22 protein-coding genes are annotated in these 24158 nt (G+C 64.7%); 12 read left to right on the top strand and 10 right to left on the bottom strand.

The genetic code is table 11. The annotated features are described in order from the left end of the window. Positions 1–150 precede the first annotated feature (150 nt). The 3 genes from CK489_RS24210 to CK489_RS24200 all read left to right on the top strand — a co-directional run bounded on the left by CK489_RS24210 (position 151) and on the right by CK489_RS24200 (position 3704). Positions 151–690: a TRAP transporter small permease subunit gene (locus CK489_RS24210; RefSeq protein WP_050421808.1), complete on the top strand. Its 540-nt coding sequence runs from the start codon at positions 151–153 to the stop codon at positions 688–690. Further along, complete coding sequence (locus CK489_RS24205; protein WP_050628988.1) at positions 687–2291, top strand: TRAP transporter large permease; 1605 nt, start codon at positions 687–689, stop codon at positions 2289–2291. Before CK489_RS24210 ends, CK489_RS24205 begins: the two co-directional genes overlap by 4 nt. 123 nt (positions 2292–2414) lie before the next feature. Then, complete coding sequence (locus CK489_RS24200) at positions 2415–3704, top strand: M20/M25/M40 family metallo-hydrolase (RefSeq protein ID WP_095734077.1); 1290 nt, start codon at positions 2415–2417, stop codon at positions 3702–3704. A gap of 44 nt (positions 3705–3748) precedes the next feature. On the opposite strand, the gene CK489_RS24195 is transcribed toward CK489_RS24200, so the two are convergent. Continuing rightward, a complete protein-coding gene (locus CK489_RS24195) occupies positions 3749–5083 on the bottom strand; it encodes a sensor histidine kinase (RefSeq protein WP_050629019.1) in 1335 nt (444 codons plus the stop codon). A 5-nt stretch (positions 5084–5088) separates the two neighbouring features. After that, positions 5089–5763, bottom strand: a complete 675-nt coding sequence (locus CK489_RS24190) for a response regulator transcription factor (protein WP_050628986.1) — start codon at positions 5761–5763, stop codon at positions 5089–5091. Between the two features lie 403 nt (positions 5764–6166). Between CK489_RS24190 and CK489_RS24185 the strand changes: the two genes are divergently transcribed. The 5 genes from CK489_RS24185 to CK489_RS24170 all read left to right on the top strand — a co-directional run bounded on the left by CK489_RS24185 (position 6167) and on the right by CK489_RS24170 (position 12884). Next, entirely contained in the window at positions 6167–7354 is a 1188-nt protein-coding gene (locus CK489_RS24185) for an efflux RND transporter periplasmic adaptor subunit (protein ID WP_245350499.1), read from the top strand. A 44-nt stretch (positions 7355–7398) separates the two neighbouring features. Beyond that, positions 7399–10656: an efflux RND transporter permease subunit gene (locus CK489_RS24180; protein ID WP_095734076.1), complete on the top strand. Its 3258-nt coding sequence runs from the start codon at positions 7399–7401 to the stop codon at positions 10654–10656. Continuing rightward, positions 10656–12251, top strand: a complete 1596-nt coding sequence (locus CK489_RS24175; protein ID WP_349626939.1) for an efflux transporter outer membrane subunit — start codon at positions 10656–10658, stop codon at positions 12249–12251. Before CK489_RS24180 ends, CK489_RS24175 begins: the two co-directional genes overlap by 1 nt. Positions 12252–12290: 39 nt before the next feature. Further along, positions 12291–12488, top strand: coding sequence for a hypothetical protein (locus CK489_RS40940; RefSeq protein WP_143278216.1), 198 nt, complete (start codon positions 12291–12293; stop codon positions 12486–12488). 63 nt (positions 12489–12551) lie between these two features. Beyond that, positions 12552–12884, top strand: a complete 333-nt coding sequence (locus tag CK489_RS24170; RefSeq protein WP_095734074.1) for a hypothetical protein — start codon at positions 12552–12554, stop codon at positions 12882–12884. A 21-nt stretch (positions 12885–12905) separates the two neighbouring features. Here CK489_RS24170 and CK489_RS24165 read toward each other — a convergent pair whose 3' ends face one another. From CK489_RS24165 to CK489_RS24140, 6 genes are all read right to left on the bottom strand, one after another. After that, on the bottom strand, positions 12906–13178 hold the full coding sequence (locus CK489_RS24165) for a hypothetical protein (RefSeq protein WP_095734073.1): 273 nt from the start codon (positions 13176–13178) through the stop codon (positions 12906–12908). A 158-nt stretch (positions 13179–13336) separates the two neighbouring features. Beyond that, a complete protein-coding gene (locus CK489_RS24160; RefSeq protein WP_095734072.1) occupies positions 13337–14425 on the bottom strand; it encodes a TRAP transporter substrate-binding protein in 1089 nt (362 codons plus the stop codon). A 245-nt stretch (positions 14426–14670) separates the two neighbouring features. Further along, positions 14671–15759 (bottom strand): TRAP transporter substrate-binding protein, encoded by a 1089-nt coding sequence (locus CK489_RS24155; RefSeq protein ID WP_021082298.1) that lies wholly within the window; start codon positions 15757–15759, stop codon positions 14671–14673. Between the two features lie 298 nt (positions 15760–16057). After that, a complete protein-coding gene (locus tag CK489_RS42345; RefSeq protein WP_245350498.1) occupies positions 16058–16477 on the bottom strand; it encodes a hypothetical protein in 420 nt (139 codons plus the stop codon). A 10-nt stretch (positions 16478–16487) separates the two neighbouring features. Then, complete coding sequence (locus CK489_RS24145) at positions 16488–17621, bottom strand: Mrp/NBP35 family ATP-binding protein (RefSeq protein WP_198961010.1); 1134 nt, start codon at positions 17619–17621, stop codon at positions 16488–16490. 57 nt (positions 17622–17678) lie between these two features. Then, on the bottom strand, positions 17679–18116 hold the full coding sequence (locus CK489_RS24140) for a VOC family protein (protein ID WP_050628981.1): 438 nt from the start codon (positions 18114–18116) through the stop codon (positions 17679–17681). Positions 18117–18288: 172 nt separating this feature from the next. On the opposite strand from CK489_RS24140, the gene CK489_RS24135 reads away from it, so the two are divergent. The 4 genes from CK489_RS24135 to CK489_RS24120 all read left to right on the top strand — a co-directional run bounded on the left by CK489_RS24135 (position 18289) and on the right by CK489_RS24120 (position 22001). Next, positions 18289–19191, top strand: a complete 903-nt coding sequence (locus CK489_RS24135) for an NAD(P)-dependent oxidoreductase (protein ID WP_283806283.1) — start codon at positions 18289–18291, stop codon at positions 19189–19191. A gap of 231 nt (positions 19192–19422) precedes the next feature. Further along, positions 19423–21027 carry a sensor histidine kinase gene (locus CK489_RS24130; RefSeq protein WP_050628979.1) on the top strand — a complete coding sequence of 535 codons (1605 nt, stop codon included), beginning with the start codon at positions 19423–19425 and terminating at the stop codon, positions 21025–21027. A 154-nt stretch (positions 21028–21181) separates the two neighbouring features. Then, the gene (locus tag CK489_RS24125; RefSeq protein ID WP_095734070.1) at positions 21182–21385 is read left to right on the top strand and encodes a DUF1289 domain-containing protein; all 204 of its coding nucleotides are present in this window, start codon (positions 21182–21184) and stop codon (positions 21383–21385) included. Between the two features lie 25 nt (positions 21386–21410). Then, complete coding sequence (locus CK489_RS24120; protein ID WP_095734069.1) at positions 21411–22001, top strand: TIGR02281 family clan AA aspartic protease; 591 nt, start codon at positions 21411–21413, stop codon at positions 21999–22001. 2 nt (positions 22002–22003) lie between these two features. On the opposite strand, the gene catC is transcribed toward CK489_RS24120, so the two are convergent. Next, positions 22004–22294 carry a muconolactone Delta-isomerase gene (catC, locus tag CK489_RS24115; RefSeq protein WP_095734068.1) on the bottom strand — a complete coding sequence of 97 codons (291 nt, stop codon included), beginning with the start codon at positions 22292–22294 and terminating at the stop codon, positions 22004–22006. Positions 22295–22368: 74 nt separating this feature from the next. Continuing rightward, positions 22369–23946: a 4-hydroxyphenylacetate 3-hydroxylase N-terminal domain-containing protein gene (locus tag CK489_RS24110; protein ID WP_095734067.1), complete on the bottom strand. Its 1578-nt coding sequence runs from the start codon at positions 23944–23946 to the stop codon at positions 22369–22371. Positions 23947–24158 lie beyond the last annotated feature (212 nt).

Below are 24158 nucleotides of genomic sequence, written 5' to 3'. Positions count from 1 at the left end.
GCTAACAACGGCGGAAGCGCATTTCGGGGGAGGACGATCGCTTGCAACTGCTCCTGAAAGTGAGCCGTGGCTCCGTGCGCATGCGCGCGGCGGCCAGATGATGCTTGAGAAGATATTCGGTGCGCAGATCGCGCGACCGCGGAGATCGTGATGCGCCCAATGTTGGCACTAAGTCAGGCCATCGACCGCCTCAATGAGAAGATCGGCTACGTCTGCAACCTGCTCGTGCTGATCGCCTGCCTGGTCAGCGCCGGCAACGCCATGATCCGGTATGCGTTCAGCTACTCCTCGAACGGCTGGCTCGAGGCGCAGTGGTACATGTTCGCGATCCTCGTGATGTTCGGCGCCTCCTACACCTTCAAGCGCAACGAGCATGTGCGCGTCGAGATCCTCTATCTGATGCTGTCCGAGCGCGGCCAGCTCTGGCTCGACATGATCGGCACCTTGTTCTTCCTGATCCCGGCCTGCCTGCTGCTCGCCTATCTGTCCTGGCCGTTCTTCTACCAGGCCTATGCGGTCGGCGAGATGAGCGGCAATGCCGGCGGCCTGCTGCGCTGGCCGATCAAGTTCGTTATCCCGTCCGGCTTCGTGATGCTTGCGTTGCAAGGCGTCTCAGAGGTGATCAAGCGGATCGCCGCGCTGCAGGGCTATGTGACCATCGACGCGAAGTATGAGAGGCCGACGCAATGACGATCACGCTGGAGATGATGCCGCCGCTGATGTTCGGCGGCCTGATCATTGCGATGCTGGTCGGCTATCCGGTGGCGTTCACGCTGGCCGCGGTCGGCCTGTCGTTCGGGTTTCTGTCGATCTATCTCGGCTTCTTCGACCTCAACTTCCTGCAGGCGATCCCGGGCCGCATCTTCGGCAGCGTGCTGTCCAACGAGCTGCTGCTCGCGATCCCGTTCTTCACCTTCATGGGCGCGATATTGGAGAGATGCGGGCTCGCCGAGGACATGCTGGATTCGATGGGCCAGCTGTTCGGCCCGATCCGCGGCGGCCTCGGCTATTCCGTGATCATCGTCGGCTTCATCCTCGGCGCCATCACCGGCACGGTGGCGGCGCAGGTGATCGCGATGGCGCTGATCTCGATGCCGGTGATGATCCGCTACGGCTACAACATCCGCTACATCACCGGCGTGCTCGCGGCCTCCGGCACCATCACGCAACTTGTCCCTCCCTCTCTCGTCCTGATCGTGCTCGCCGACCAGCTCGGCAAGTCGGTCGGCGACATGTATCTCGGCGCGTGGGGACCGTCGGTGTTCCAGATCATGCTGTTCGCCGGCTACACCTTCCTGCTCGGCGTCTTCAAGCCGAGCCACGTCCCTGCCGTGCCGGTCGAGGCCCGCACGCTGACCGGCTGGGCGCTGTGGAAGAAGTGCCTGCTCGGCATCATCCCCTCGGCCGTGCTGATCTTCGTCGTGCTCGGCACCATGATGATGGGCCTTGCCACCCCGACCGAAGCCGGCGCGATGGGCGCGGTCGGCGCCATCGTGCTCGCTGCGATCCACCACAAGGATTTCAGCGCGAACGGGCGCAAGGTGCTCATCGTCGGCGTGATCGCCGGCGGCATCGGCACCATCGTCGCGATGCTCTACGCCGAGAATCTGATCTTCAGGCTCGCCTTCGCGATCACCTATCTCGCGGTGGTCTGGATCTGCCTTGAGGCCGTGAAGATCCCGGATCTGCGCGACCTGATCAAGCAGGGCTACGAGACCACCATGCGTATCACCTGCATGGTCACCTTCATCCTGATCGGATCGACCTGCTTCTCGGTGGTGTTCCTCGGCGTGTCCGGCGGCACCTGGCTGGAGCACCATCTGACCTCGCTACCCGGCGGTGTCTGGGGCTTCCTGATCTTCATCAACATCTTCATCTTCTTCCTGGCGTTCTTCCTCGACTTCTTCGAGATCGCCTTCATCATCCTGCCGATGATCGCGCCGATCGCCCAGAAGGTGCTGGCGCCGGTGGTCGGCCCGGATGCCGCGCTGATCTGGTTCGGCGTGATGCTCTGCGTCAACATGCAGACCTCGTTCCTGCATCCGCCGTTCGGCTTCGCGCTGTTCTATCTGCGTGGCGTGGCACCGAAGGAAGTGAAGAGCTCCGACATCTACTGGGGCGCGATGCCCTGGATCGGGTTGCAGGCGATCATGGTGGCGCTGGTGATCGCATTCCCGGTCGTCGTCACCGGCCTGCTCGACAAGCCGCTCGACGTCGACCTCAACAAGGTCAAGATCGAGGTGCCGCAGATCGAGCTGCCGCCGCTCGATTTCGGCCAGCCGAAGCAGTAGCCGGCGCCCTGTCACCCGCTGGCCTGCCTCGCGAAGCGAGGCCGGCCGCGGCTGTTGACGGCGGCGAAGCAGCCTGTGAATAGACGAGGCACGGATCGCCCTCGAACTCACAGATTGCCGACCATGCCCCAATCGCGCCCCACCCGCTCGTTCGTTCGCCCGCTGATCGCATCCCTCGGCCTGGCGCTTGCCGCCACCATGGCGCAGGCTGCGCCGGCAGCCGACATTCGCTCGTTGGCACAACAGGAGCAGCAGCCGCTGCTCGACACCCTGCGCGACCTCGTGCAGATCGAATCCGGCAGCAAGGACATCGACGGCCTCAACCAGATCGCCGCACGCATCGCCGGCCAGCTCAAGCAGCTCGGCGGCACGGTGGACATCCTGCAAACCACCGACATCTATCACCTCGACGACACGCCCGAGAAGATCGGCCCGGCCGTGCAGGCCGTCTTCAAGGGCTCGGGCAGCGCGAAGATCATGCTGATCGCGCACATGGACACGGTCTATCTCAAGGGCATGCTGAAGGACCAACCCTTCCGCATCGACGGCGACAAGGCCTATGGGCTCGGCATCGCCGACGACAAGCAGGGCATCGCCACCATCATCCACACCGTTGCACTGCTGCAGAAGATGAACTTCAAGGACTACGGCACGCTTACGGTGCTCATCAATGGCGACGAGGAGATCTCCTCGCCCGGTTGGCGCTCAACCATCACCCGCGTCGCCTCGGAGCAGGACGCCGTGTTCTCGTTCGAGGGCAGCGACGCCAGCGGCACGCTCCGCCTCGCCACCAGCGGCATCGGCTCGGCCTATCTCACGGTGCACGGCAAGTCGTCGCATGCGGGGGCGAGGCCCGAAGGCGGCGTGAATGCACTCTACGAACTGTCGCATCAGGTGCTGCAGATGAAGGACCTGTCCAAGCCCGAGCAGGGCCTGAAGCTGAACTGGACGGTTTCCAAATCAGGCACCAACCGCAACGTGATCCCCGCCGAAGCCACTGCACAGGCCGATGCCCGTGCGCTCAAGGTGTCTGACTTCGACGAGCTCGAGAAAGCCCTACAAGACAAGATCAAGAACCGCCTGCTGCCCGACTCCAAGGTCGACGTGAAATTCGAGGTCCGCCGTCCGCCGCTCGAAGCCAACGACGCCTCGCGCAGCGTGGCCGGCCACGGCAAGGCGATTTATCAGGAACTGGGCTTGTCGATAAACGTCGCCGAGAGGGCCACGGGCGGGGGCACCGACGCCGCCTTTGCCGCGCTCAAGACCAAGGGCGCCGTGGTCGAAGGCATGGGCCTGTCCGGCTTCGGCGCACACTCCAACGATGCCGAATACGTCCAGATCAACAGCATCGTGCCGCGCCTGTATCTTGCCACGCGCATGATCATGGACCTGTCCGGCGGCAAGGTGAAGTAAACCGGTCGTCCCGCAGTACGACCGGTTGCCACGGACCGGGCCGCTCAGGCGGTCGCCGCTTCCGCTTTGGCGAGGCGGAAGCTCAGCGTGAACTGGGCACCGCCGGACGGCAGGTTCTCGACCTTGATCGTCGCGTCGTGATCGTCGACGACGCCGCGGACGATCGAGAGGCCGAGCCCTGCACCATCGGTGCGGTGGCGCTGCCGATCGCCGCGCCAGAAGCGCTGGAACACCAGGCCCTGCTCGGCGGGCGCAATGCCGGGCCCGCAGTCGCGCACCTGCACCGAACCGTCCTCATGCACCTCGACATCGACCGAGGTCGCGTCGGCGGTGTACTTGATGGCGTTCTCCGCCAAGTTGAAGATCGCGCGCTGCAGCATCTCGGCATTGCCCTTGACCCGCACCGGACCATCGGTGCCGCGCAGCGCGATGTCCTTCTGCTGCGCCAGTGCATAGGGCGCGATCGAGCCGACCACCTCGGCGCACACGGCGCGCAGGTCCGCGGTCTCGCCGGGGTCCAGCACCAGCGTATCGAGCTCGGCGATCTCGAGCAGCTGACTGACTATACGGCTCATGCTCTCGATGTCGGCATGCAGCTCCCTGGTCCCCTTGCTCACATCCAGCGTCTCGATCCGGGTCCTCAGGATCGCGAGCGGCGTGCGCAGCTGATGCGCGGCATCGGCCGTGAACTGGCGCTGCGCGTGAAATCCATCCTCCAGACGGTCGAAGGCCTGGTTGACGGCGGTCACCAGCGGCAGGATCTCGCTCGGAATCCCGTCCGTCGGGAGACGGATGTCGGTCCTCGCCGGCCCGATGCTCCTCGCCTCCTCCGAGGCGCGCAGCAGCGGAATCACGGCGCGGCGGAAGATCAGGATGTCGGTCGCAAGCAGGATCAGCAGGATCGGGATGGTGATCCAGCCGACCCGCCGGAAGAAATTGGAGACGATGTCGTCGATGATGACGTCGCGATGCGACAGGTCCTCGGCGACCTGGATGCGCAGCGTCGCGCCGCCGACGAGCTGGGTGACGCTGGCGCCGGAAATCCTATCGGCCGCAGCCGGCGGTCGCGGCGCCCCGCGATGCGACGAAAACAGCAGATTGTCGTCCGCATCGTAGATGTCGTAGCGGTAGCGGCCATAGGCGTCGGAATAGAGCCCTCTCAGGCTATCCGGCAGGTTGAGCTGCACCTTGCCGGCGGAATCGACCGTGAGGTTCTGGCCGAGATCGGCGGCCTGATCGCGCATCGCCTCGCGATGCAGCTGGTTGATCTCCGAGTTCAAGAGCCACAGCAGCAGCAGCGGCAGGAAGATCGCGGCGACCGCGACCGCCATGATGTGCAGGAACACGATCCGCGAGGTCAGCGACGTGAAGCGGAACACCACCCCTACTTCTCCTCCGCCATCAGATAGCCGACGCCACGAATGGTGTGGATGATCACCTTGGCGCGGTGCTCGCTGAGCAGCTTGCGCAGCCGCGACACGTAGACCTCGACGGCATTCGAAGCGACCTCGCCCGACAGTCCGAAGATATGATCCTCGACATTCTTCTTCGGCACCACCCGTCCCTGCCGCCGCAGCAGGATCTCGAGCACCGACGTCTCGCGCGCGGAAAACACGTGCGGCGCGCCGTCGACGAACACCTGCTTGCTCTCGGTGTCGTAGATGAGATTGGCGAGCTTCAGCGATGAGCCGAGCAGCTGGCCGGGTCGGCGCAGGATGGCTTCGAGCCGCGCCACCAACTCTTCCAGCGCGAACGGCTTCGCCAGATAGTCGTCCGCGCCGCTGCGCAGGCCATTGACCCGGTCCTGCAGCCCATTGCGCGCGGTCAGCACCAGGACCGGCAGCGGGTCGTTCTTGCGGCGCAACTCCGACAGCACCGACAGGCCATCACCGTCGGGCAGGCTGAGATCGAGGATCATGGCAGCATAGCTCACGCTGCGCAGCGCATCGCGCGCCTCGGCGACGCTGTTGACGATATCGGACTCATATCCCGCCGCCAGCAGCCCGCTGGCGAGCAATCTCGAGAGTTCGACGTTATCCTCGACGATCAGAAGGCGCATCGCGGCATTCCTGTCTTCATTCGACCGGCCTTCTGTTTGCACACCTTGTTGCGATGCGCCAGCCAAGCGAAAAATCCGCAACAGATCACGCGTTGAGCAAGTCCGATATGCAAACGACACGCATTTGAGCACACCGTCTCGATTGGCCGTCCGGCGCTATGTTTTGGCTATGTGAGGCGGCTCCCATTCCCACGCAAAATAGATAAACCGGCTCTCCCTGCAATCAAAATCGCGCGCCTGGCGCATCCCGGAAAAGGGCAAATGTAAGGCTGGCGTCAGCAAGCCCTGATAACTGTTCATCCGCTCTCACCGGGAGCTCGACGACGGCCCGCCACGCGGCAAGACCTCGTCTCCCGCGTGGAGCTCTCATGCAGTACTGGCCAGGCGGGCGATGTCATTTCGAATGAAGTTTATGGGCTTTGCGGCGATGCCGGTGCTGGCGGCGCTTCTCGTCGGCGCGTGGCTCACGACACGTGCCGACGGTGTCGTAAACGCCAAGGCCGTGCAGGAGACTGCGACGCAGGACGTCAATGTCGAGCAGCAATACGTTGCACTGAATGACAAGCAGGCGGCTTCCATGAAGATCATGGCCGCGGAGCCGCGCTCGTTCCGGACACTGAAGAACGCAGTCGGCTCGATCGATTTCAACCAGAACATGCTGGTGCAGGCGTTCACCCCGAATCCCGGCAGGATCGTCGACACGCCCCTCAACGTCGGTGACGAGGTCGCGAAGGGCGACAGGCTGTTCACGATCGACAGCCCCGATCTGTTGCAGGCCGAATCCTCGCTGCTCGCCTCGGCCGGCGTGCTCGAACTCCAGACCAGGACGCTGGCGCGGGTCAGGCAGCTGCTGAAGACCGGCGGCGGCGCGCAGAAGGACGTCGACCAGGCGACGTCGGACCAGCAGACCGCCGAGGGCAACTACAAGGCCGGCCGCGACGCCGTGCGCATCTTCGGCAAGACCGACGCCGAGATCGACCGCATCGTCGCCGACCGCAAGGTCGACTCCATCCTGGTGGTGCCGAGCCCGATCTCCGGCCGGATCATTGCCCGCAACGCCGCGCCGGGTCTCTTCGTGCAGCCCGGCAATGCACCGGCACCCTATTCGCTGGCCGACATCTCGACGATGTGGATGGTCGCCAATGTGATCGAGACCGATGCTCCCTCCTACCGGATCGGCCAGCCGGTCGAGGTGCGGGTGCCGGCCTATCCGAACGAGGTGTTTCGCGGCCGGGTGACGACGCTTGGTCTCAACATCGATCCGAACTCGCACCGCCAGCTTGTGCGTTCGGTGATCGACGATCCCCAGCACAAGCTGCGCGCCGGCATGCTGGCGAACTTCACCATCGAAACCGAGCCGCCGAAACTGTCGGTGAGCGTTCCGCTGGACGCCATCGTGCGTGAGGGCGACGGCACGATGACGGTGTGGGTCACGACCGACGGCCGCAAGTTCGACCGCCGCTCGGTGACGATCGGCATGGAGCAGGACGGTTGGCGGCAGATCCTCAGCGGCCTGCAAGCGGGCGAGAAGATCGCCTCCACCGGCGCGATCTTCCTCAGCAACAAGTTCGCCAACGCGGCCACCGGCTAGGCCCGTGCCAGCCGCGCCCTGGTCCGCTCAAGAGTAAGTGCACCTTGATCAAGAGCCTCCTCCAATTCGGTCTGACCCGAAGCGCCGTCATCGTGCTCGGCCTTGCCGTGTTCTGCGCCGCGGGCATCGCAGCGTTCAGCAAGCTGAACATCGAGGCCTATCCGAACCCGGCGCCCGTCATCCTCGAGATCACGGCGCAGGCCGCCGGCCTCTCCGCCGAGGAGATGGAGAAGTACTATACGATCCCGATGGAGATCGGGCTGTACTCGACGCCGGGTGTCGTCAACATCCGCTCGACCTCGTTCTACGGCCTGTCGTTCGTGAGGGTGACCTTCAGATACGGCGTCGACTATTATTTCGCGCTCTCGCAGGCCACCAACAATCTCACGCAGAACGTCCAGCTTCCCGGCAATCAGATCCCGCAGATCCAGCAGTCCAGCCTCGTTGGCGAGATCTACCGCTACCAGCTCGTCGGTCCGCCGAATTTCGGCCTGACCAACCTCAGGACCTTGCAGGATTACGTCGTCGCCCGCCGGCTGACGACGATACCGGGCGTCGTGCAGATCAACTCCTGGGGCGGCACCACCAAGCAGTTCAACGTCGACGCCGACCTTGCAAAGCTCGAGGCCTACAACATCACCGTGCCGCAGCTGATCAGCGCGCTCGGCAACGCCAACATCAACGTCGGCGGCCGCGAGATCGCGATCGGCCAGCAATCCGTCAACATTCGCGGCATCGGCCTGATCAACTCCGGCGGCGACGACGACATCACCAAGGGCTACAGGGTCCAGGACATCGAGAACGTCGTCCTGACGCAATCCAACGGGCTGCCGATCCAGATCAAGGACGTCGCCAAGGTTTCGGTCGGCTTTGTGCCGCGGCTCGGCATCGCAGGAAAGGACAAGAACGACGACGTCGCCGCGGCGATCGTCGTCATGGGCCGCACGCAGCATACCAACGACATCGTGCCGAAGGTCGAGGAGGAGGTCGCCAAGATCAACAGCGACGGCACCCTGCCGCCCGGCGTCAAGGTGGTGCCGTATTACGATCGCACCTCGCTGGTCAGCGTCACGACCCACACCGTGCTGCACAACCTGATGTTCGGCTGCCTGCTGGTGTTCGTGATCCAGTGGGTGTTCCTGGGCGACCTGCGCAGCGCGCTGATCGTCAGCGCCAACATCCCGTTCGCGCTGTTCTTCGCGATCATCATCCTGGTGCTGCAGGGCGAGGACGCCAACCTCTTGTCGCTCGGCGCCGTCGACTTCGGCATCATCGTCGATTCCGCCGTCATCATGATGGAGAACATCTTCCGCAACTTCCAGTCCAGCCCGGAGAACCGGCTGCGCGTGCTGCAAAACCTCGCCGAGGGCTATTGGGGAGGCGATCCCACCACGCGCAACGGCCAGCCCGCGCCGGGCTGGACCGAGCGGCTGCGGATGATCTTCGTCAGCGCATTGCAGGTCGACAAGGCGGTGTTCTTCACGGCGGCCATCACGGTGACCGCGTTCGTGCCGCTGTTCACCATGCAGGGCGTCGAAGGCCAGATCTTCGGACCGATGGCGCGAACCTACGGCTACGCGCTCGCAGGTGCGCTGCTGGCGACCTTCACGGTGACGCCAGTGCTGGCATCGCTGCTGCTGCCGAGGCACATCGAGGAAACCGAGACCATCATCGTGCGCTCGCTGCGCAAGGCCTACACGCCGGTGCTGCGCTGGTCGCTGACGCATCTGCGGGTCGCGGTCGCGGCCGGCATCGTTTTCCTCGGGCTCAGCGGCCTCGCCGCGAGCCAGCTCGGCAGTGAATTCCTGCCTGCGCTCGAGGAAGGCAATTTCTGGATCCGCGCCTCGATGCCATCGACCATGTCGCTCGACGCCGGCACTGAACCGACCCGCAAGATGCGCGAGATCCTGTTGCGGCACCCCGAGATCGTCACGGTGGTGTCGCAGCACGGCCGTCCCGACAACGGTAGCGACGCCTCGCCGTTTTCGAATGTCGAGCTATTCGCGCCGATCAAGCCGTTCGACCAGTGGCCGCCCGGCCTGACCAAGGAAAAGCTCACTGAGGAATTGCAGAAGGAGTTCGACGAGGAACTGCCGGGCGTCACCTTCAACTTCTCGCAATACATCCAGGACAACGTCGAGGAGGCGCTGTCGGGCGTCAAGGGCGCGAACTCGGTCAAGGTCATCGGTCCGAACCTCGCCGTGCTCGAACAGCTCGCGACCAAGGTCGCGCAGGAGATGGCCAAGGTGCGCGGCGTCGCCGATCTCGGCATCTTCCACCTGGTCGGGCAGCCCAACCTCAACATCAAGGTCAATCGCGAGAAGACCGCGCGCTACGGCCTCAACACCGGCGACGTCACGACCGTGGTCCAGGCCGCGCTCGGCGGCAGCAGCGCGACGACGGTGCTCGAGGGCGACCGGCAGTTCGGCGTGGTGGTGCGGCTCGATCCCAAGTTCCGCCAGAGCATCGACGAGGTGCGCGAGATCAAGGTCGCCTACCAGACGCCGTCCGGCACCAACGCCTACATCCCCCTCAGCGAGCTCGCCGACATCTCGCTCGATACCGGCGCGTCGTTCATCTATCGCGAGCGCAGCCAGCGCTACATCCCGATCAAGTTCAGCGTGCGCGGCCGCGATCTCGGCAGCACGGTGGCGGAGGCGCAGACGCGCGTCGCCGAAGCCGTGCAGCTTCCGGCCGGCTACCGGATGATCTGGTCCGGCGAATTCGACAATCTCGAAGCCGCCAAGGCGCGCCTGATGATCGTCGTGCCGGTGACGCTGCTGCTGATCTTCGTGCTGCTCTACAGCCTGTTCAACTCGCTGCGCGACAGCCTGCTGGCGCTGGCCGGCATTCCCTTCGCGGTCGGCGGCGGCCTGATCGCGCTGTTCCTCGCCGGGCTCGATTTCTCGATCTCGGCCGCGATCGGCTTCATCTCGCTGTTCGGCGTCGCGGTCATGGACGGCATCCTCAACATCACCTATTTCCGCGAATTGCGGGCCTCCGGCATGGATATCGCGGAGGCCGTGTTCAACGGCGCCGAGCAGCGCATGCGCCCGATGCTGATGACCGCGCTGTCGGCAGGCGTCGGCCTGTTCCCCGCCGCGCTGTCGCACGGCATCGGCAGCCAGGTTCAGCGGCCGCTCGCCACCGTGGTGGTCGGCGGCATGTTCATCGGACCGCTGCTGCTGCTCGTGGTGGCGCCCGCCTTGCGCAAGATATTCCTGTCGCGGGCAACGGAAGTTGCGAGCGAGGACAGCGCGGCCGAAGCACCGCCCGCAGCGGCGCATGAAGGGGGCGGCTGATGTCCAGGACCGTCACAAGGATCGTTGCCGCAATCGCACCGTGCGGGATGCGCGCGCTGCGCCCGGCGCTTGGCGCCGGGACCGCCGCCCTGTTGCTGGCAAGCTGCGCCGTCGGCCCGAATTTCGTGCCGCCCGCGGTTCCGGACGTCGATCGCTACACGCCGGAGCAGCTCTCCTCCCCCAGCATGAATGCCGGCGGCCCCAGCGTGCCGAAGCAGCATTTCGTCAACGGCGAGGACGTGTCGCTGCGCTGGTGGACGGCATTCCGGTCGAAGCCGCTCGACGAGTTGATCAAGATGTCGGTCGAGCACAACCCTTCCCTGCAGTCGGCGGAGGCTGCGATCAGGATCGCGCAATACAACGCGCTGGCCCAGCGCGGGCTGTTCTTCCCGCAGATCGGCGCGAACTACACGCCGTCCCAGCAACAGATTTCCGGCGCGTCGGGATCGGGACCGGGCGGCCAGTCCCCTTCGGTGTTCTCGCTGCACACCGCGCAATTGAACGTCAGCTTCGTGCCTGACATCTGGGGCCAGAATGTTCGCGCGGTCGAGAGTCTCGACGCGATCTCCGAGCAGCAGCTGTTCCAGCTGGAAGCGGCTTACCTCACGCTGACCGCCAACGTCGTCACCGCCGCGATCCAGGAAGCGTCGCTTCGCGGCCAGATTGCAGCGATCCAGCGCGTCGTGAAGATCGAACGCGGCATCCTGGAGATCGTGAAGAACCAGTTCAACGCGGGCGGCGCCGCCCAGGTCGACGTGCTGGCCCAGGAGGCTGCGCTGGCCCAGTCCGAGCAGCTGCTACCGCCGCTGGAAAAGCAGCTTGCGGTTCAGCGCGACCTGCTGACGTCGCTGGCCGGGCAATTCTCGGCCGACGAGATCCTGCAAAAGTTCACGCTCGACCGCCTGGCGCTCCCCGCCAACCTGCCGGTGAGCCTGCCGAGCAAGATGATCCGCCAGCGTCCGGACGTCAGGGCCGCGGAGGCGCTGCTGCATTCGGCGAACGCCCAGATCGGTGTGGCGATCGCAGCGCGGCTGCCCAACATCACGATCACCGGAAATACCGGAGCGGCCGCCTTTACCCTGGCCGAGTTGTTCACGCCGGGAACCAGCTTCTACGCCATCGCGGCGAGCGCGACCCAGCCAATCTTCGATGGCCTGACGCTCTACCACAAGCAGAAGGCCGCAGAGGCCGCGGTCGACCAGGCGGACGCGCTCTATCGACAGGCTGTGGTCACGGCGATGCAGAACGTCGCCGATGCCTTGAGAAGCCTGCAGGCCGACGCGCGCGCCTTGCAGGCTGCGGTCAAGGCCGAACTTGCCGCCAAGGCCAGCCTCGACATCATTCAGAAGCAGCTTGCCCTCGGGCAGGTCAGCCAGGTGGTCGTGCTCAACGCCCAGCAGGTCTATCTGACGGCTGCGGTCGTCCGCGTTCAGGCCCAGGCGACGCGCCTTTCGGACAGCGCCGCCCTGTTCATGGCGCTCGGCGGCGCTTGGCCGGCCAACTGCGCGTCCGACGACTGGCGCAAATGCGTGCTGGACGACGCACCCGCCCCGACGGCGCAGCGGGTCAGCGAAAACGGGCCTCCCGCGCGCTGACCTGGCGGCACGCGGTGCACGAACCGGAGAAATCGGCGAATGAAAAACATCCTCACTTTGGCAGCAATCCTGCTCGCGATATCGGCGGGATCCGCGGCCGCACAGAGCGCGGTCGGCGGCCCGAAAAAGCCGAGCAATCTCGGCGGCCCTACCGTCCAGAACAACCCGGTGGTGCGGGCTCCGCAGGGTAATGCTCCGCCGCCGCTATCATCGCCCAAGCGATTGCCGAAGAAATAGCGGCACGCCGGCACAATTGAATTGGCTCCCGGTATCCACGCTGATCGGCTCGATGAGACAAAAATGAAAAACACAGCGCGTCTGTTTCTTATCGCCACGGCCATCGCCGTGACGGCATCGGACGCCTGCGCGGCGCCCGTTCACGTCGCGAGGCTGTCGTCGCAACGGCCGGTGGCCGCCGTCCGGGTGCGACTCGCCTGCGACCAGGACTGCCGCTGCTGGCAGGCCCGTTATCAGCAGCGCAGGGATCGCCGCGCAACCGCCGATCAGACGCGCCTGGATCCGAACTACTGTCCAGGCGGCGGGCACTATAACGGCCATTACCGCACCGGGCCGGCGACCGGATTGAGCTTCGAGAGCCGCACGCCCGTGCGCGCCTTGCCGTTTCCATTCTGAGCGACGCGAACGCGCGGGCGCCTACCAGATGACGACCGCGCAGAGCAGCGCCAGCGGAAGCGCGGCGCCACCGATGACGACCCACCTGCGCATATCAGCCGGATCTCTCGAATACCTGAATATCTGAACGCCGACGAACAGGCAGACCGCGGCGCCCAGGATGATGCGAAACAAATCGGACGGCGTATCGTAGGCCGACCAGATGGTTTCGTTTTGCGGGCTTGCGACCCGTGCAGTGATGACCACCACAACGATCAGAAACAGCGTCCGAAGGAAAAGCCCGAGGAAACGCATGTGGCGCCCTGATTCATGCTGCCTCGACGAGGCTAGCACGAATCGGGCCCAAGAATCATTCGTTCGGACAAAGAGGCATTCAGCCTGCCCTCGCCGGCTTCAAACAAAACCCCGGAGCTCTGCCCCGGGATTTCCGCTTGCACTGAACGCGAGTGGCGTCAGGCCTGAGAATGCCGCGCCATGAAACTGTCATATCCGACTTCGGCAACCTGAAACCACTGATAGCCGTTGTTGGAGAACGACGTCAGCGAGTCATAGACCTTCTTGAAGTTGGCATTGCCCGCCGCGACCTCGGCATGCAGCTCCTTGGCGGCCTTGAAGGAAGCCTCCATCACCGTAGCCGGGAACGGGCGCAGCTTGGTGCCGACCGCGAGCAGCTTCTTCAGCGCGAGCGGGTTGGCCTGGTCGTACCGCGCCATCATCCAGTTGTTGGCGAGATGGCCGGCCTGCTCCAGCACGAACTGATAGTGCTTCGGCAGCGCGTTCCACTTGTCGAGGTTGATCATCGCGACCAGCATCGGGCCGCCTTCCCACCAGCCGGGGAAGTAATAGTTCGGCGCGACCTTGTAGAAGCCGAGCTTCTCGTCGTCGTAGGGACCGACCCACTCCGCCGCATCGATGGTGCCCTTCTCCAGCGCCGGATAGATGTCGCCGCCCGCGAGCTGCTGCGGCACCGCGCCGAGCTTCTGCATCACCCTTCCGGCAAAGCCGCCGATACGGAATTTGAGACCCTTGAGATCGTCGACGCTGTTGATCTCCTTGCGGAACCAACCACCCATCTGGCAGCCGGTGTTGCCGGCGAGCAGCGAAGTGACGTTGTAGCCCTTGTAGAACTCGTTGAGCAGCTCCTTGCCGCCGCCCAGCATGAACCAGGCCTGGTTGAGGCGCATGTTAGGCCCGAACGGCACCGAGGAGCCGAAGGTGAAAGTCGGATCCTTGCCGAAATAGTAATAGGGCGCGGTATGCCCCATCTCGACGGTGCCGTTCTGCACGGCGTCGAGCACCTGCAGGCCCGGCACGATCTCGCCGGCGGCAAACGTCTGGATCTGGAACTTGTTGTCGGTGGCCTCACCGACGGCCTTGGCCATCAGCTCGGCGCCGCCGTGCAGCGTGTCGAGCGACTTCGGCCAGCTCGTCGTCAGGCGCCATTTGAGCTCCGGCATCGACTGCGCAATCGCGGGAGCTGCGACTGTTGCCGCGCCCGCGACGCCGAGACCCGTGACCTTGATGAAATCTCTTCGCTTCATTTGAATCCCGCCCTGTATGATTGTGTTGTCCGAGCGTCGACTGCTTGCGATCGTCGCGCTGCTTTTCTTTGCCGTCATGACCGTTGACCGATCACACGCCGCCTTCGTGCCGAGGCTTCGGCGGCGAGCATGGAACATCCCCTCGGCGAATGCCAGACGCAAAAAACCCGGCCCCCTTGCGGAGGCCGGGCTACTTAAGTCGAAGCTTCTTAGCGCGTTCTCTTCTCGCGAATGCTCGAAACGCCTCAGCCGCGGGTGCGCGAGCGGATCATGAAGCTGTCGAAGGTGTACTCGGCGACCTGCCACCACAGATACTGGTCGGAACGATACGCCTGCATGGCATCGATCGACTTCTTGAAGTCGGCGTTCTTGGCCGAGATTTCACCCCACAGCTCGTTGGTCGCCTTGAGGCAGGCCTCGAGCACCTCGTTGGTGAACGGACGCAGCTGCGTGCCGCTGGCGACCAGCCGCTTCAGCGCCGAGGGGTTCTGCATGTCGTAGCGCGCAGCCATCCAGCTGTTGGCGTTGGCGGTCGCGTTGGTCAGGATCGCCTGGTAGTTCTTCGGCAGCGCGTTCCACTTCTCGAGGTTGCAATAGGCGTGCACGGTCGGGCCGCCCTCCCAGAAGCCCGGGTAGTAGTAGTACTTGGCGACCTTCTGGAAGCCGAGCTTCTCGTCGTCATAGGGACCGACCCACTCGGCGGCGTCGATGGTGCCCTTTTCCAGCGCCGGATAGATGTCGCCGCCAGCGAGCTGCTGCGGCACCACGCCGACCTTCTGCAGCACCTGGCCGGCAATGCCGCCGATGCGGAATTTGAGGCCGGAGAGATCGGCGACGGTCTTGATCTCCTTGCGGAACCAGCCGCCCATCTGGGTGCCGGTGTTGCCGCAGGGGAAGCCGATCACGCCGAACTTCTTGAAGAACTCGTTGCCGAGCGCCTCGCCGCCGCCCTGGTACCACCAGGAATTCTGCATGCGCGCGTTGAGGCCGAACGGCACCGACGCGTAGATCGCAAAGGTCGGGTCCTTGCCGACATAGTAATAAGACACGGTGTGGCACATCTCGACCGTGCCGTTCGACGTCGCGTCCAGCGCCTGCAGGCCGGGGACGATTTCACCCGCCGCGAACACCTGGATCTGGAACTTGTTGTCGGTCATTTCGGCGACGTACTTCGCCACCTGATCGGCGCCGCCATAGATGGTGTCCAGCGACTTCGGGAAGCTCGAGGTCAGGCGCCACTTGATTTCAGGCGAGGACTGCGCGATCGCCGGCGCGGCAACCGCCGTCGCGGCAGCACCGGCCGCAGAAACTTTCAAAAAATCACGACGCTTCATCGTAAGGCTTCTCCTTGAGGGGCGTTTCCCAGTGACCGCAAGCAGCTCTCCGGCAGGAGGCTCGCAAGCCGAACGCTTGCAAACACCCGCCGAGGCGCTCTGGGTCGGCCCTTTAACACGGAAGGCGGCCTCACGGAAACGCGACAATGGCATGACCGCGGCAATTAAACGAAAGTCTGATGACGCCGGAAATATGCCGGAAAATGCGGCTCGGGCTGCGACGATGACACCGCGCCGCCGCTCGCGGACCTTGCTGCCCATCACGCGGTAAATCGCCGCGCGCGGCCGGCCGGAGTGATCAGCGCCGCGTCGCTTCCCGCGCCTTCTTGGCTTTGTCGGCCAAATGCCGCCCGCGCCGGATCCAGCTTTGCGCGGTTGTCTTGCTGACGCCATACATCTTCGCGATCGTCGCTGCAGCTTCACCGATCGAGCCGGATTTCTTGGCGACGTTGAACGCCATCCGGGAGGCCTCTTCGCGCTTCTCCCGCGTCAGATGCTTGCGTTCCTTGCCTGCTTCGCGCGATGTTGCCATGTCGATGGTCGCCCCACGACCTTCCCGCGGTTTCGGCTTCATCCCCTGGCCACCTTCAACGGATCGAAGGGTGGTATGATTCGGCCAGTCCCGCACAAACATACAGGCCGGAACCGATTCAGCAATCGCCGCGGTACGACGGGCCTGTGAAGAAAGCCCGCCGCCGCGCCGCGGCCCCCAGAACAACTGCGCGGGCTCAAGCCACCGCGATCACGCCCTGCAACTGCTCGCGGACCTTATCGCCGATCGCGCGGTAGATCGCGGCGTGCGGGCCGTCCGGTTCGCTCTCGACCACCGGATTGCCGGCATCGGAGGCGGTGCGGATGGCGATGTGTAGGGGGATTTCGCCGAGGAACGGCACCCCGAGCTTCTCGGCTTCGTGGCGGGCGCCGCCATGGCCGAAGATATCCGAGCGGGTGCCGCAGTGCGGGCACTGGAAATAGCTCATGTTCTCGACAATGCCGAGCACCGGCACGTTGACCTTCTTGAACATCGCCAAGCCCCGCCGCGCGTCGATCAGCGAGAGGTCCTGCGGCGTCGAGATGATGACGGCGCCCTTGAGCGGGACGTTCTGCGCCAGCGTGAGCTGGGCATCGCCGGTGCCCGGCGGCATGTCGACCACCAGCACGTCGAGCGTGCCCCAGGCGACGTCGCGCAGCATCTGGGTGATCGCGGACATCACCATCGGTCCGCGCCAGATCATCGCCGTGTCCTCCTCGACCAGGAAGCCGATCGACATGATCGACAGGCCGAAGCGCACCAGCGGGATCATCTTCTTGTCGTCGTTGAGCTGCGGCTTTTCGCGGATGCCGGTCAGCCGCGGCACCGACGGGCCATAGATGTCGGCGTCGAGCAGCCCGACGCGCAGGCCGAGGTCACGCAGGCCGAGCGCAAGATTGAGCGCCGTGGTCGACTTGCCGACCCCGCCTTTGCCGGAGGCCACCGCGATCACGGCGGCGATGCCCGGGATCTCGGCCTGGCGCGCCATCGGCGATTGCGCACCGGGCGGATGCGGATGGCGGTGCGTGGACGCCGGCTGGACGCCACCGGTCGGCCGCGGGCTAGGCGCCGCACCACTGCCCGCTTTGCGCTCCGCGGTCAGCGCGATCATCGCGACGCTGACGCCGGGAATGCCGCGCACGGCGTTCTCGGCCTGCGCACGCACGCTCTCCCAGGCGCGGGCTTCCGCGGCATCGACGTTGATCGAGAAGAAAACCTTGCCGTCGGTGACCGTGATCGCCGACAGCACATTGGCGTTGGTCAAGGGGACGCCGCGTGGCGACATCACCTTGGCAAGGCAATCGAGAACCTGTTGCTGCGTCACGCTCACCGCGGATCTCCTGAAAAGTTCAAGAGACGACCCAATAGAGCGTTGCGGCGCAAAAGGCTACCTCGCTCCGACGTCGTCCCGCCGCTCGGCGGGGGCTGCCGAGCCGCCTTCCTTGGCGGCCTCGTAGTTCAGCTCGATCATGACCCCGTTGGGGTCGTTCACGAAGATCTGCCAGAGATCGCCGCCGGGAACCTGGCGCGAGTCGAATTCCATGCCCTTGGACTGAAGCCGCTTCCGCATCCCGTCAAAGCCCTGGCTGGCAAAGGCGACGTGGTGGACGACGCCCGAGTCCGGCTTTTGCGCCTCGTCGGTCGAGGAAATGTCGACCAGATGCACGACCGCCTTGCCCTCGCTGTACATCCACGCACCGGGGAACGCGAAGTTCGGGCGCGCGCCCTTTTCCAGGCCCAGAATGTCCTCGTAGAACCGCACCGTGGCGGTGAGATTCCGGGTCCGGATATTGAAATGATCGAGCACACCGACGCTCATGCCCATGCGAGACACTCCCTTTTTTGTGAGGTTCTTAGGTAGCCCGATCCTAGCACAAAACCGGGGTCTGCCATCCAACGAAGCCGTTGCCCTCCGCTGCGCAGGGGGTATGGTGCGGCTCCTTCCATGGACGGAATGCCCTGCCCGCCGCGACGATTTCCGGCGGTCTTGCGGGGCGATCACCACGGCAAATCACAAGGTATCAGACATGGCTAAAGTCGCTTTCCTCGGTCTCGGCGTAATGGGCTTCCCGATGGCGGGACATCTCGTGAAAAAGGGCGGCCATGAGGTCACCGTTTACAACCGGACCGCAGCGAAGGCGAAGGAATGGGCCGACAAGTTCGGCGGCAAGACCGCGCCGACCCCGAAGGCCGCCGCCGAAGGTCAGGACTTCGTGATGTGCTGCGTCGGCAACGACAATGACCTGCGCTCGGTCACGATCGGCCCCGACGGCGCCTTTGCCGGGATCAGGAAGGGCGCGACCTTCGTCGATCACACCACCGCTTCCGCCGAGGTCGCCCGCGAGCTCGATGCCGCCGCCAGCAAGGCCGGCTTCAAGTTCGTCGACGCGCCGGTGTCGGGCGGCCAGGCCGGCGCCGAGAACGGCGTGCTGACGGTGATGTGCGGCGGCGCCGAAGACGCCTATGCGGGCGCCGAGCCGATCATCACCGGCGCCTATGCGCGGATGTGCAAGCTGCTCGGACCGGCAGGCGCCGGCCAGCTCACCAAGATGGTCAACCAGATCTGCATCGCAGGCCTCGTGCAGGGCCTGTCGGAGGGCATCCACTTCGCCAAGAAGAGCGGGCTCGACGTCGCCGCCGTGATCGAGACCATCTCCAAGGGCGCCGCGCAGTCCTGGCAGATGGAAAACCGCTACAAGACCATGAACGAAGGCAAGTACGATTTCGGCTTCGCCGTCGAGTGGATGCGCAAGGACCTCTCGATCGCACTGGCGGAAGCCCGCCGCAACGGCGCCACCCTGCCCGCTACCGCACTGGTCGACCAGTTCTACGCCGAGGTCGAGAAGATGGGCGGCAAGCGCTGGGATACGTCGAGCCTGCTGGCGCGCCTGCAGCGCTGAGATCGGGCACGGAGCGAACAGTACGGGCGCGGCTCAGCCGCGCCCTTTTTGCAGGCGATGAACAGCCATTGCACAACGCTATCGGCGGTTCGCCGGCCGCGCCGCCAAAAGTTAATTTAACCTCCGGTTAACGAGTTTCTTTAGCTTCTTAAGTCATCGCTTAATGATTTGGCGTCACAGATAGACAATGCAAAAGGCCCGCGCGGTTCGCTGGCAGGATTTGTGTTGTTTATGAGTAATCCCGCAGAAAAGCCTGAAGTTGTAGCGCTTCCGGCAGGACCTCAGGTGGCAGCGCCGGTGAACAGCCGGCGCGTCGCTGCGCAGCGGGTGCGCGAGGCGCGGGATCGGTTAACGTCAACCAGTGGAACCCGCCCGGCGTTCGACGCCGAACTGCTCCGCCAATACGCCCAGACCCGGATCTCGGCGTCCTACGTCGTGATGCTGCTCGTGGTTGCAACCGGCGTGCTGTTCGGCCTCTGGATGAAGCCGTTCGTGGCAGGTGCCTGGACGGTCGGCATCCTCTGCGTCCATCTCCTGATCATCCGCAGCTGCTCGCACTTCCTCGCCGAGCCGACCTCGGTCGCGGTGACCCGCAAGTGGCGGACCCGCTTCGTGCTGCTCGACCTGCTCTACGGCCTGTGCTGGACGGCGATCCTGATCCACCCCGCCGGGCGCGATCTCGCGTCCAACACGCTGATGATGTTCCTGATGCTGCTGGTGATCGCGGTCTCCAGCATGCTGGCGGCGAGCCTACCGATCGCAGCGCTCGCGGCCACCGTTCCGGTGACGGTCGGGATCGCGCTCGACCTCGTGCTCAACGGCGCGTTCGACAATTACGTGCTGGCGCTGCTGGCGCTTGCCGCCGAGGGCTATTTCGCGCTGCTGGCGCACCGCCTGCATTCGACCACGCTGGCGACGCTGGAAGCCCGCGCCGAGAAAGACGCGCTGATCGGCGAGTTGGAACAGGCCAAAGCGATCTCCGACGAAGCGCGGCACCGCGCCGAATCCGCCAACGTCGCCAAGTCGCGCTTCCTGGCCCAGATGAGCCACGAACTGCGTACACCGCTCAACGCCATCCTCGGTTTCTCCGAGGTGATGAAGAGCGAGATCTTCGGCGCGCATGCGGTGCCCGTGTACAAGGAATACTCCGCCGACATCCATAATTCCGGCGTGCACCTGCTCAACCTCATCAACGAGATCCTCGACCTGTCGCGCATCGAGGCCGGCCGCTACGAGCTGAACGAAGAGGCCGTGGCGCTGGTGCATGTCGTCGCCGACTGCCACCATTTGCTGAAGCTGCGCGCCTCCAGCCGCGGCATCACCATCCACGAAGTATTCGAGCACGGCATGCCGAGGATCTGGGGCGACGAGCGCGCTATCCGCCAGGTCGTGCTCAATCTGCTCTCCAACTCGATCAAGTTCACGCCGCAGGGCGGCGAAATCTGGCTGAAGGTCGGCTGGACCGCGTCGGGCGGGCAATATCTGAGCGTCAAGGACACCGGAAGCGGCATCGCCGAGGACGAGATCCCGGTCGTGCTGGCCTCGTTCGGCCAGGGCTCCAACTCGATCAAGTCGGCGGAACAGGGTGCCGGCCTTGGACTGCCGATCGCGAAGAGCCTGATCGACATGCATGGCGGCACCTTCACGCTGAAATCGAAACTGCGCATCGGTACCGAGGTGATCGTGACCTTGCCGCCGGAGCGGGTGATGAGCGCGCTGGCGCCGATGGCGGAAGAATCGCCGCCGATGCAGCCGGAGCCCGCCGAGCCCACGATGGGCGCCGACCGGAAACGCGTGCGCCGCAAGTCGATCATGAGTGCCGGCACCGGATTGTAGAGCATGTCGCGGACAAACGTGACGCGGGTTTCAAGGTCAACAAACGGAAGGCGTTCGCGCCGGGACCATGCTCGCGACAAGAAGCCCGGGCGTGATGCAGCATCCCGCGCCGCTCGGCTTGCACTGTCCGCCGAAACCGTTCAACAGTCCAAGTATGAGCTCAGAAACGCCGTGTATCGCAGTCTGCATGATGGACCCCAGGACGAAGCTCTGCTTCGGCTGTGGCCGCACGCTTCCGGAGATCGCGCGCTGGCACAAGATGGACAGCACCGAGCGGCTATCTGTCATGGCGACGCTGCCGGCGCGCATGGCCGAGGCCGGGCTCGCGCGCATGGAGCCGCGCCCGAAGCGCGCCTGACGGCCGCCGCGACCGGGGGTGCAGCATGACCCGCATCCTCCTCGTCATCCTGCTGCTGATGGCAACCGCCGGCGCCGTCGTCGCCTATGGCGATCCCGACCAGATCGCGCGCGCCAGGGAGAACCTGACCCAGATCTTCGGCCGCAGCATCGTCGCGTCGGCCTCAGCCCCCTCCTCCGCGCCCGCGGTGCAGATCGCGCGCAGTCAGGGCGGTGAGTTCGCGTTCCGCGCCAAGATCAACGGCGTCAGCGCGCCGATGGTGATCGACACCGGCGCGACCTCGGTCGTCCTGACCTGGGAAACCGCCAAGGCGATCGGGCTGCCGACCGAGATGCTGGAATACAATGTCGATCTGGAAACCGCCGGCGGTCACACCAAGGCAGCGCGGCTGACGCTCGATCGTCTCGCGGTCGGCAAGCTGGTCGAGAAATCGGTGCCGGCGCTGGTGGTGCAGCGCGGCCAGATGAAGACGAACCTGCTCGGCATGAGCTTCCTCGACCGGCTCGAAAGCTGGGGCGTCCGCTCCGACACGCTGTCGCTGACCGGTTACCCCGACGTCACCGGCAGCATCAGCACCTCAAGCCGGCATCGGCGGCCGCGCACGGCGGTCGATTAGCGCTATCTGTCGTCGTCGTGGATCGACGATGGATGGCGGCACAGCGGCGTGACCTGGATCTCCATGAAGGGAAACAGCGGCAGGCTGGACAGGATGTCGTGCAACTCCTGCGCGCCCGATACGTCGAAGATGCTGACATTGGCGTAGCGTCCGGCCACCCGCCACAGATGGCGCCAGGCCCCGGAGCGTTGCAGCTCCATGGCGCGAACGCGTTCGGCCTGCTTCAAAGCATCGACCTTCTCGGCCGCGATGTCGTGCGGGATCCGGACATCCATTTCGACGTGGAACAGCATGGCAATGAACTCTCTCTGCAAAGATAGGGCCGCCACGCGGTCGCGGCGGCCCCATCGGACTGTCTACCAGATCGTCAGCCCTGCACCAGCCCGCGGCTGACGAGGTTGATATCATCGGGATTGACGAGGTCCTTCGCCGTCCAACCCGAGACGTCGTAGTCGCTCATGCAGTTGCGCACGAAATCCTGCATGGCGCCGAGATCGCCGGTCGCGCTCGCGGCCATCAACGTCTCGACGCGCAGATTCTCGTAATTGCCAGCGTAGTTGCGCTCGTAGAGCTCGTGACGGCCACCGAACTCGGAGCCCACCGCGTCCCACAGCAGCTTGAGCAGCTTGATCCGGTCGATCGCGGCATAGCCGTTGGAGCCGCGCACGAAGCGGTCGAGATAGGGCCGGATCGCCTCGCTCTCGAGGTCGGCCGAACTCGACGGCAGATAGATCAGGCCGCTCGCGACGTGGCGCTCGATCAACTCCTTGATCCGCGGATAGGCCATCGGCGCGAACACGCGATAGGCCAACCCGTAATTCAGGTTGGGCAGATTGTAGCCCTCGGTGCCCTGCCAGGCGATCGGCGACTTCACCATCGCATCGGCAATGCCGTGGAACAGATTGCGCCAGGCGATCACCTCGCCGACCGCGGTCTGCACGCCGCGGAAGTCCTTCGAGCCGGTCGCCTCGACCGCCATCGAGAACAGGCCGGCGATGAAGTCGAGCTTGACGGCAAGCCGGGTCACGCCGTGCAGCGTGAAGCGCGGGATGAAGCCTGACGCCGGGAAGAACTGGTTGATCTTGTCGACGTCGCCATAGATGAAGACGTTCTCCCAGGGCACCAGCACCTTGTCGAACACGAGGATGGAATCATTTTCATCGAAGCGGCTCGACAGTGGATAGTCGAACGGCGAGCCGGTCGCGGCCGCGGTGAATTCGTAGGACGAGCGGGCGATCAGCTTGATGCCCTTGGCGTCCATCGGCGCCGTGAAGATCAGCGCGAACGACTTGTCCTTGATCGGGATGCCGTAATGGGCGATGAAATTGTAGTGCGTCAGCGCCGAGCCGGTCGCGACCACCTTCGCGCCTGACACGATCAGGCCCGCATCTGTCTCCTTCTCGACATGCATGAAGACGTCGCGCACTTCTTCGATGGCGCGGTCGCGATCGATCGGCGGATTGACGATGGCGTGATTCCAGAAGTCGAGCCGCTCCTGGGTCCGCGAATACCACTTCTTCGCGTTGCCCGCGTATTCGCCGTAGAAGCCCGAATTCGCACCGAGCGTCCCGAGGAACGCCGCCTTGTAATCAGGTGAGCGGCCCATCCAGCCATACGCGACCTTCTGCAATTCGGCGATCGCATCGCGGCCCTTCACAAGGTCGTCGGCCGTTTTCGAGCCGAGGAAAAACGGATGGGTGATCTGTCCCGAGCCGGTATCGGTGAGAACGCCGATCTGATCCTTCTTCTCGTGAAAGCGGTCGTACCAGCGCGCCACCATCCGCGCCGAATTGCGGAACGCGGGATGCTGGGTGACGTTCTTGACGCGCTCGCCGTAGATGAAGATTTCTCGGCCGTCCTGGATGCTGTCCAGGAATTCCGCGCCGGTATAGACACTGGTCGTCGACGCAGGCGCGTCGGCTCGCAGGGCTGCTGCTGTAGTCATGGCTTCTCCTCCGCTGTGTCGTGGGACCGGCGCGGCGTCGCCGCACCGGCCCGGACCATCCCGTCACGCTCTTGGTCGGCGTGACATCGGGGGAAAAGCTACGCGCTCACCCTGAGCCGGCGAAAGGTATCACACCATACCGCGCGGACCGCTGCGGCTCGGGCTATGACAAGACGGCACGGACCGGACGACGATGATCGTTCGGCCGACGC

This window comes from Bradyrhizobium sp. UFLA03-84 (assembly GCF_002289535.1).
GTDB lineage: Bacteria > Pseudomonadota > Alphaproteobacteria > Rhizobiales > Xanthobacteraceae > Bradyrhizobium > Bradyrhizobium viridifuturi.
This window is presented reverse-complemented; position numbering and strand designations above follow the sequence as displayed.

Bases quoted from the DNA above. Each gene is read 5' to 3' on its own strand.
- CK489_RS24125 (WP_095734070.1), top strand. From the start codon at position 21,182: ATGAGCTCAGAAACGCCGTGTATCGCAGTCTGCATGATGGACCCCAGG.
- CK489_RS24140 (WP_050628981.1), bottom strand. From the start codon at position 18,116: ATGGGCATGAGCGTCGGTGTGCTCGATCATTTCAATATCCGGACCCGG.
- CK489_RS24155 (WP_021082298.1), bottom strand. From the start codon at position 15,759: ATGAAGCGTCGTGATTTTTTGAAAGTTTCTGCGGCCGGTGCTGCCGCG.
- catC (WP_095734068.1), bottom strand. From the start codon at position 22,294: ATGCTGTTCCACGTCGAAATGGATGTCCGGATCCCGCACGACATCGCG.
- CK489_RS24175 (WP_349626939.1), top strand. From the start codon at position 10,656: ATGTCCAGGACCGTCACAAGGATCGTTGCCGCAATCGCACCGTGCGGG.
- CK489_RS24210 (WP_050421808.1), top strand. From the start codon at position 151: ATGCGCCCAATGTTGGCACTAAGTCAGGCCATCGACCGCCTCAATGAG.
- CK489_RS24190 (WP_050628986.1), bottom strand. From the start codon at position 5,763: ATGCGCCTTCTGATCGTCGAGGATAACGTCGAACTCTCGAGATTGCTC.
- CK489_RS24205 (WP_050628988.1), top strand. From the start codon at position 687: ATGACGATCACGCTGGAGATGATGCCGCCGCTGATGTTCGGCGGCCTG.
- CK489_RS24120 (WP_095734069.1), top strand. From the start codon at position 21,411: ATGACCCGCATCCTCCTCGTCATCCTGCTGCTGATGGCAACCGCCGGC.
- CK489_RS24130 (WP_050628979.1), top strand. From the start codon at position 19,423: ATGAGTAATCCCGCAGAAAAGCCTGAAGTTGTAGCGCTTCCGGCAGGA.
- CK489_RS24185 (WP_245350499.1), top strand. From the start codon at position 6,167: ATGAAGTTTATGGGCTTTGCGGCGATGCCGGTGCTGGCGGCGCTTCTC.
- CK489_RS40940 (WP_143278216.1), top strand. From the start codon at position 12,291: ATGAAAAACATCCTCACTTTGGCAGCAATCCTGCTCGCGATATCGGCG.
- CK489_RS24110 (WP_095734067.1), bottom strand. From the start codon at position 23,946: ATGACTACAGCAGCAGCCCTGCGAGCCGACGCGCCTGCGTCGACGACC.
- CK489_RS24170 (WP_095734074.1), top strand. From the start codon at position 12,552: ATGAAAAACACAGCGCGTCTGTTTCTTATCGCCACGGCCATCGCCGTG.
- CK489_RS24160 (WP_095734072.1), bottom strand. From the start codon at position 14,425: ATGAAGCGAAGAGATTTCATCAAGGTCACGGGTCTCGGCGTCGCGGGC.
- CK489_RS24200 (WP_095734077.1), top strand. From the start codon at position 2,415: ATGCCCCAATCGCGCCCCACCCGCTCGTTCGTTCGCCCGCTGATCGCA.
- CK489_RS24165 (WP_095734073.1), bottom strand. From the start codon at position 13,178: ATGCGTTTCCTCGGGCTTTTCCTTCGGACGCTGTTTCTGATCGTTGTG.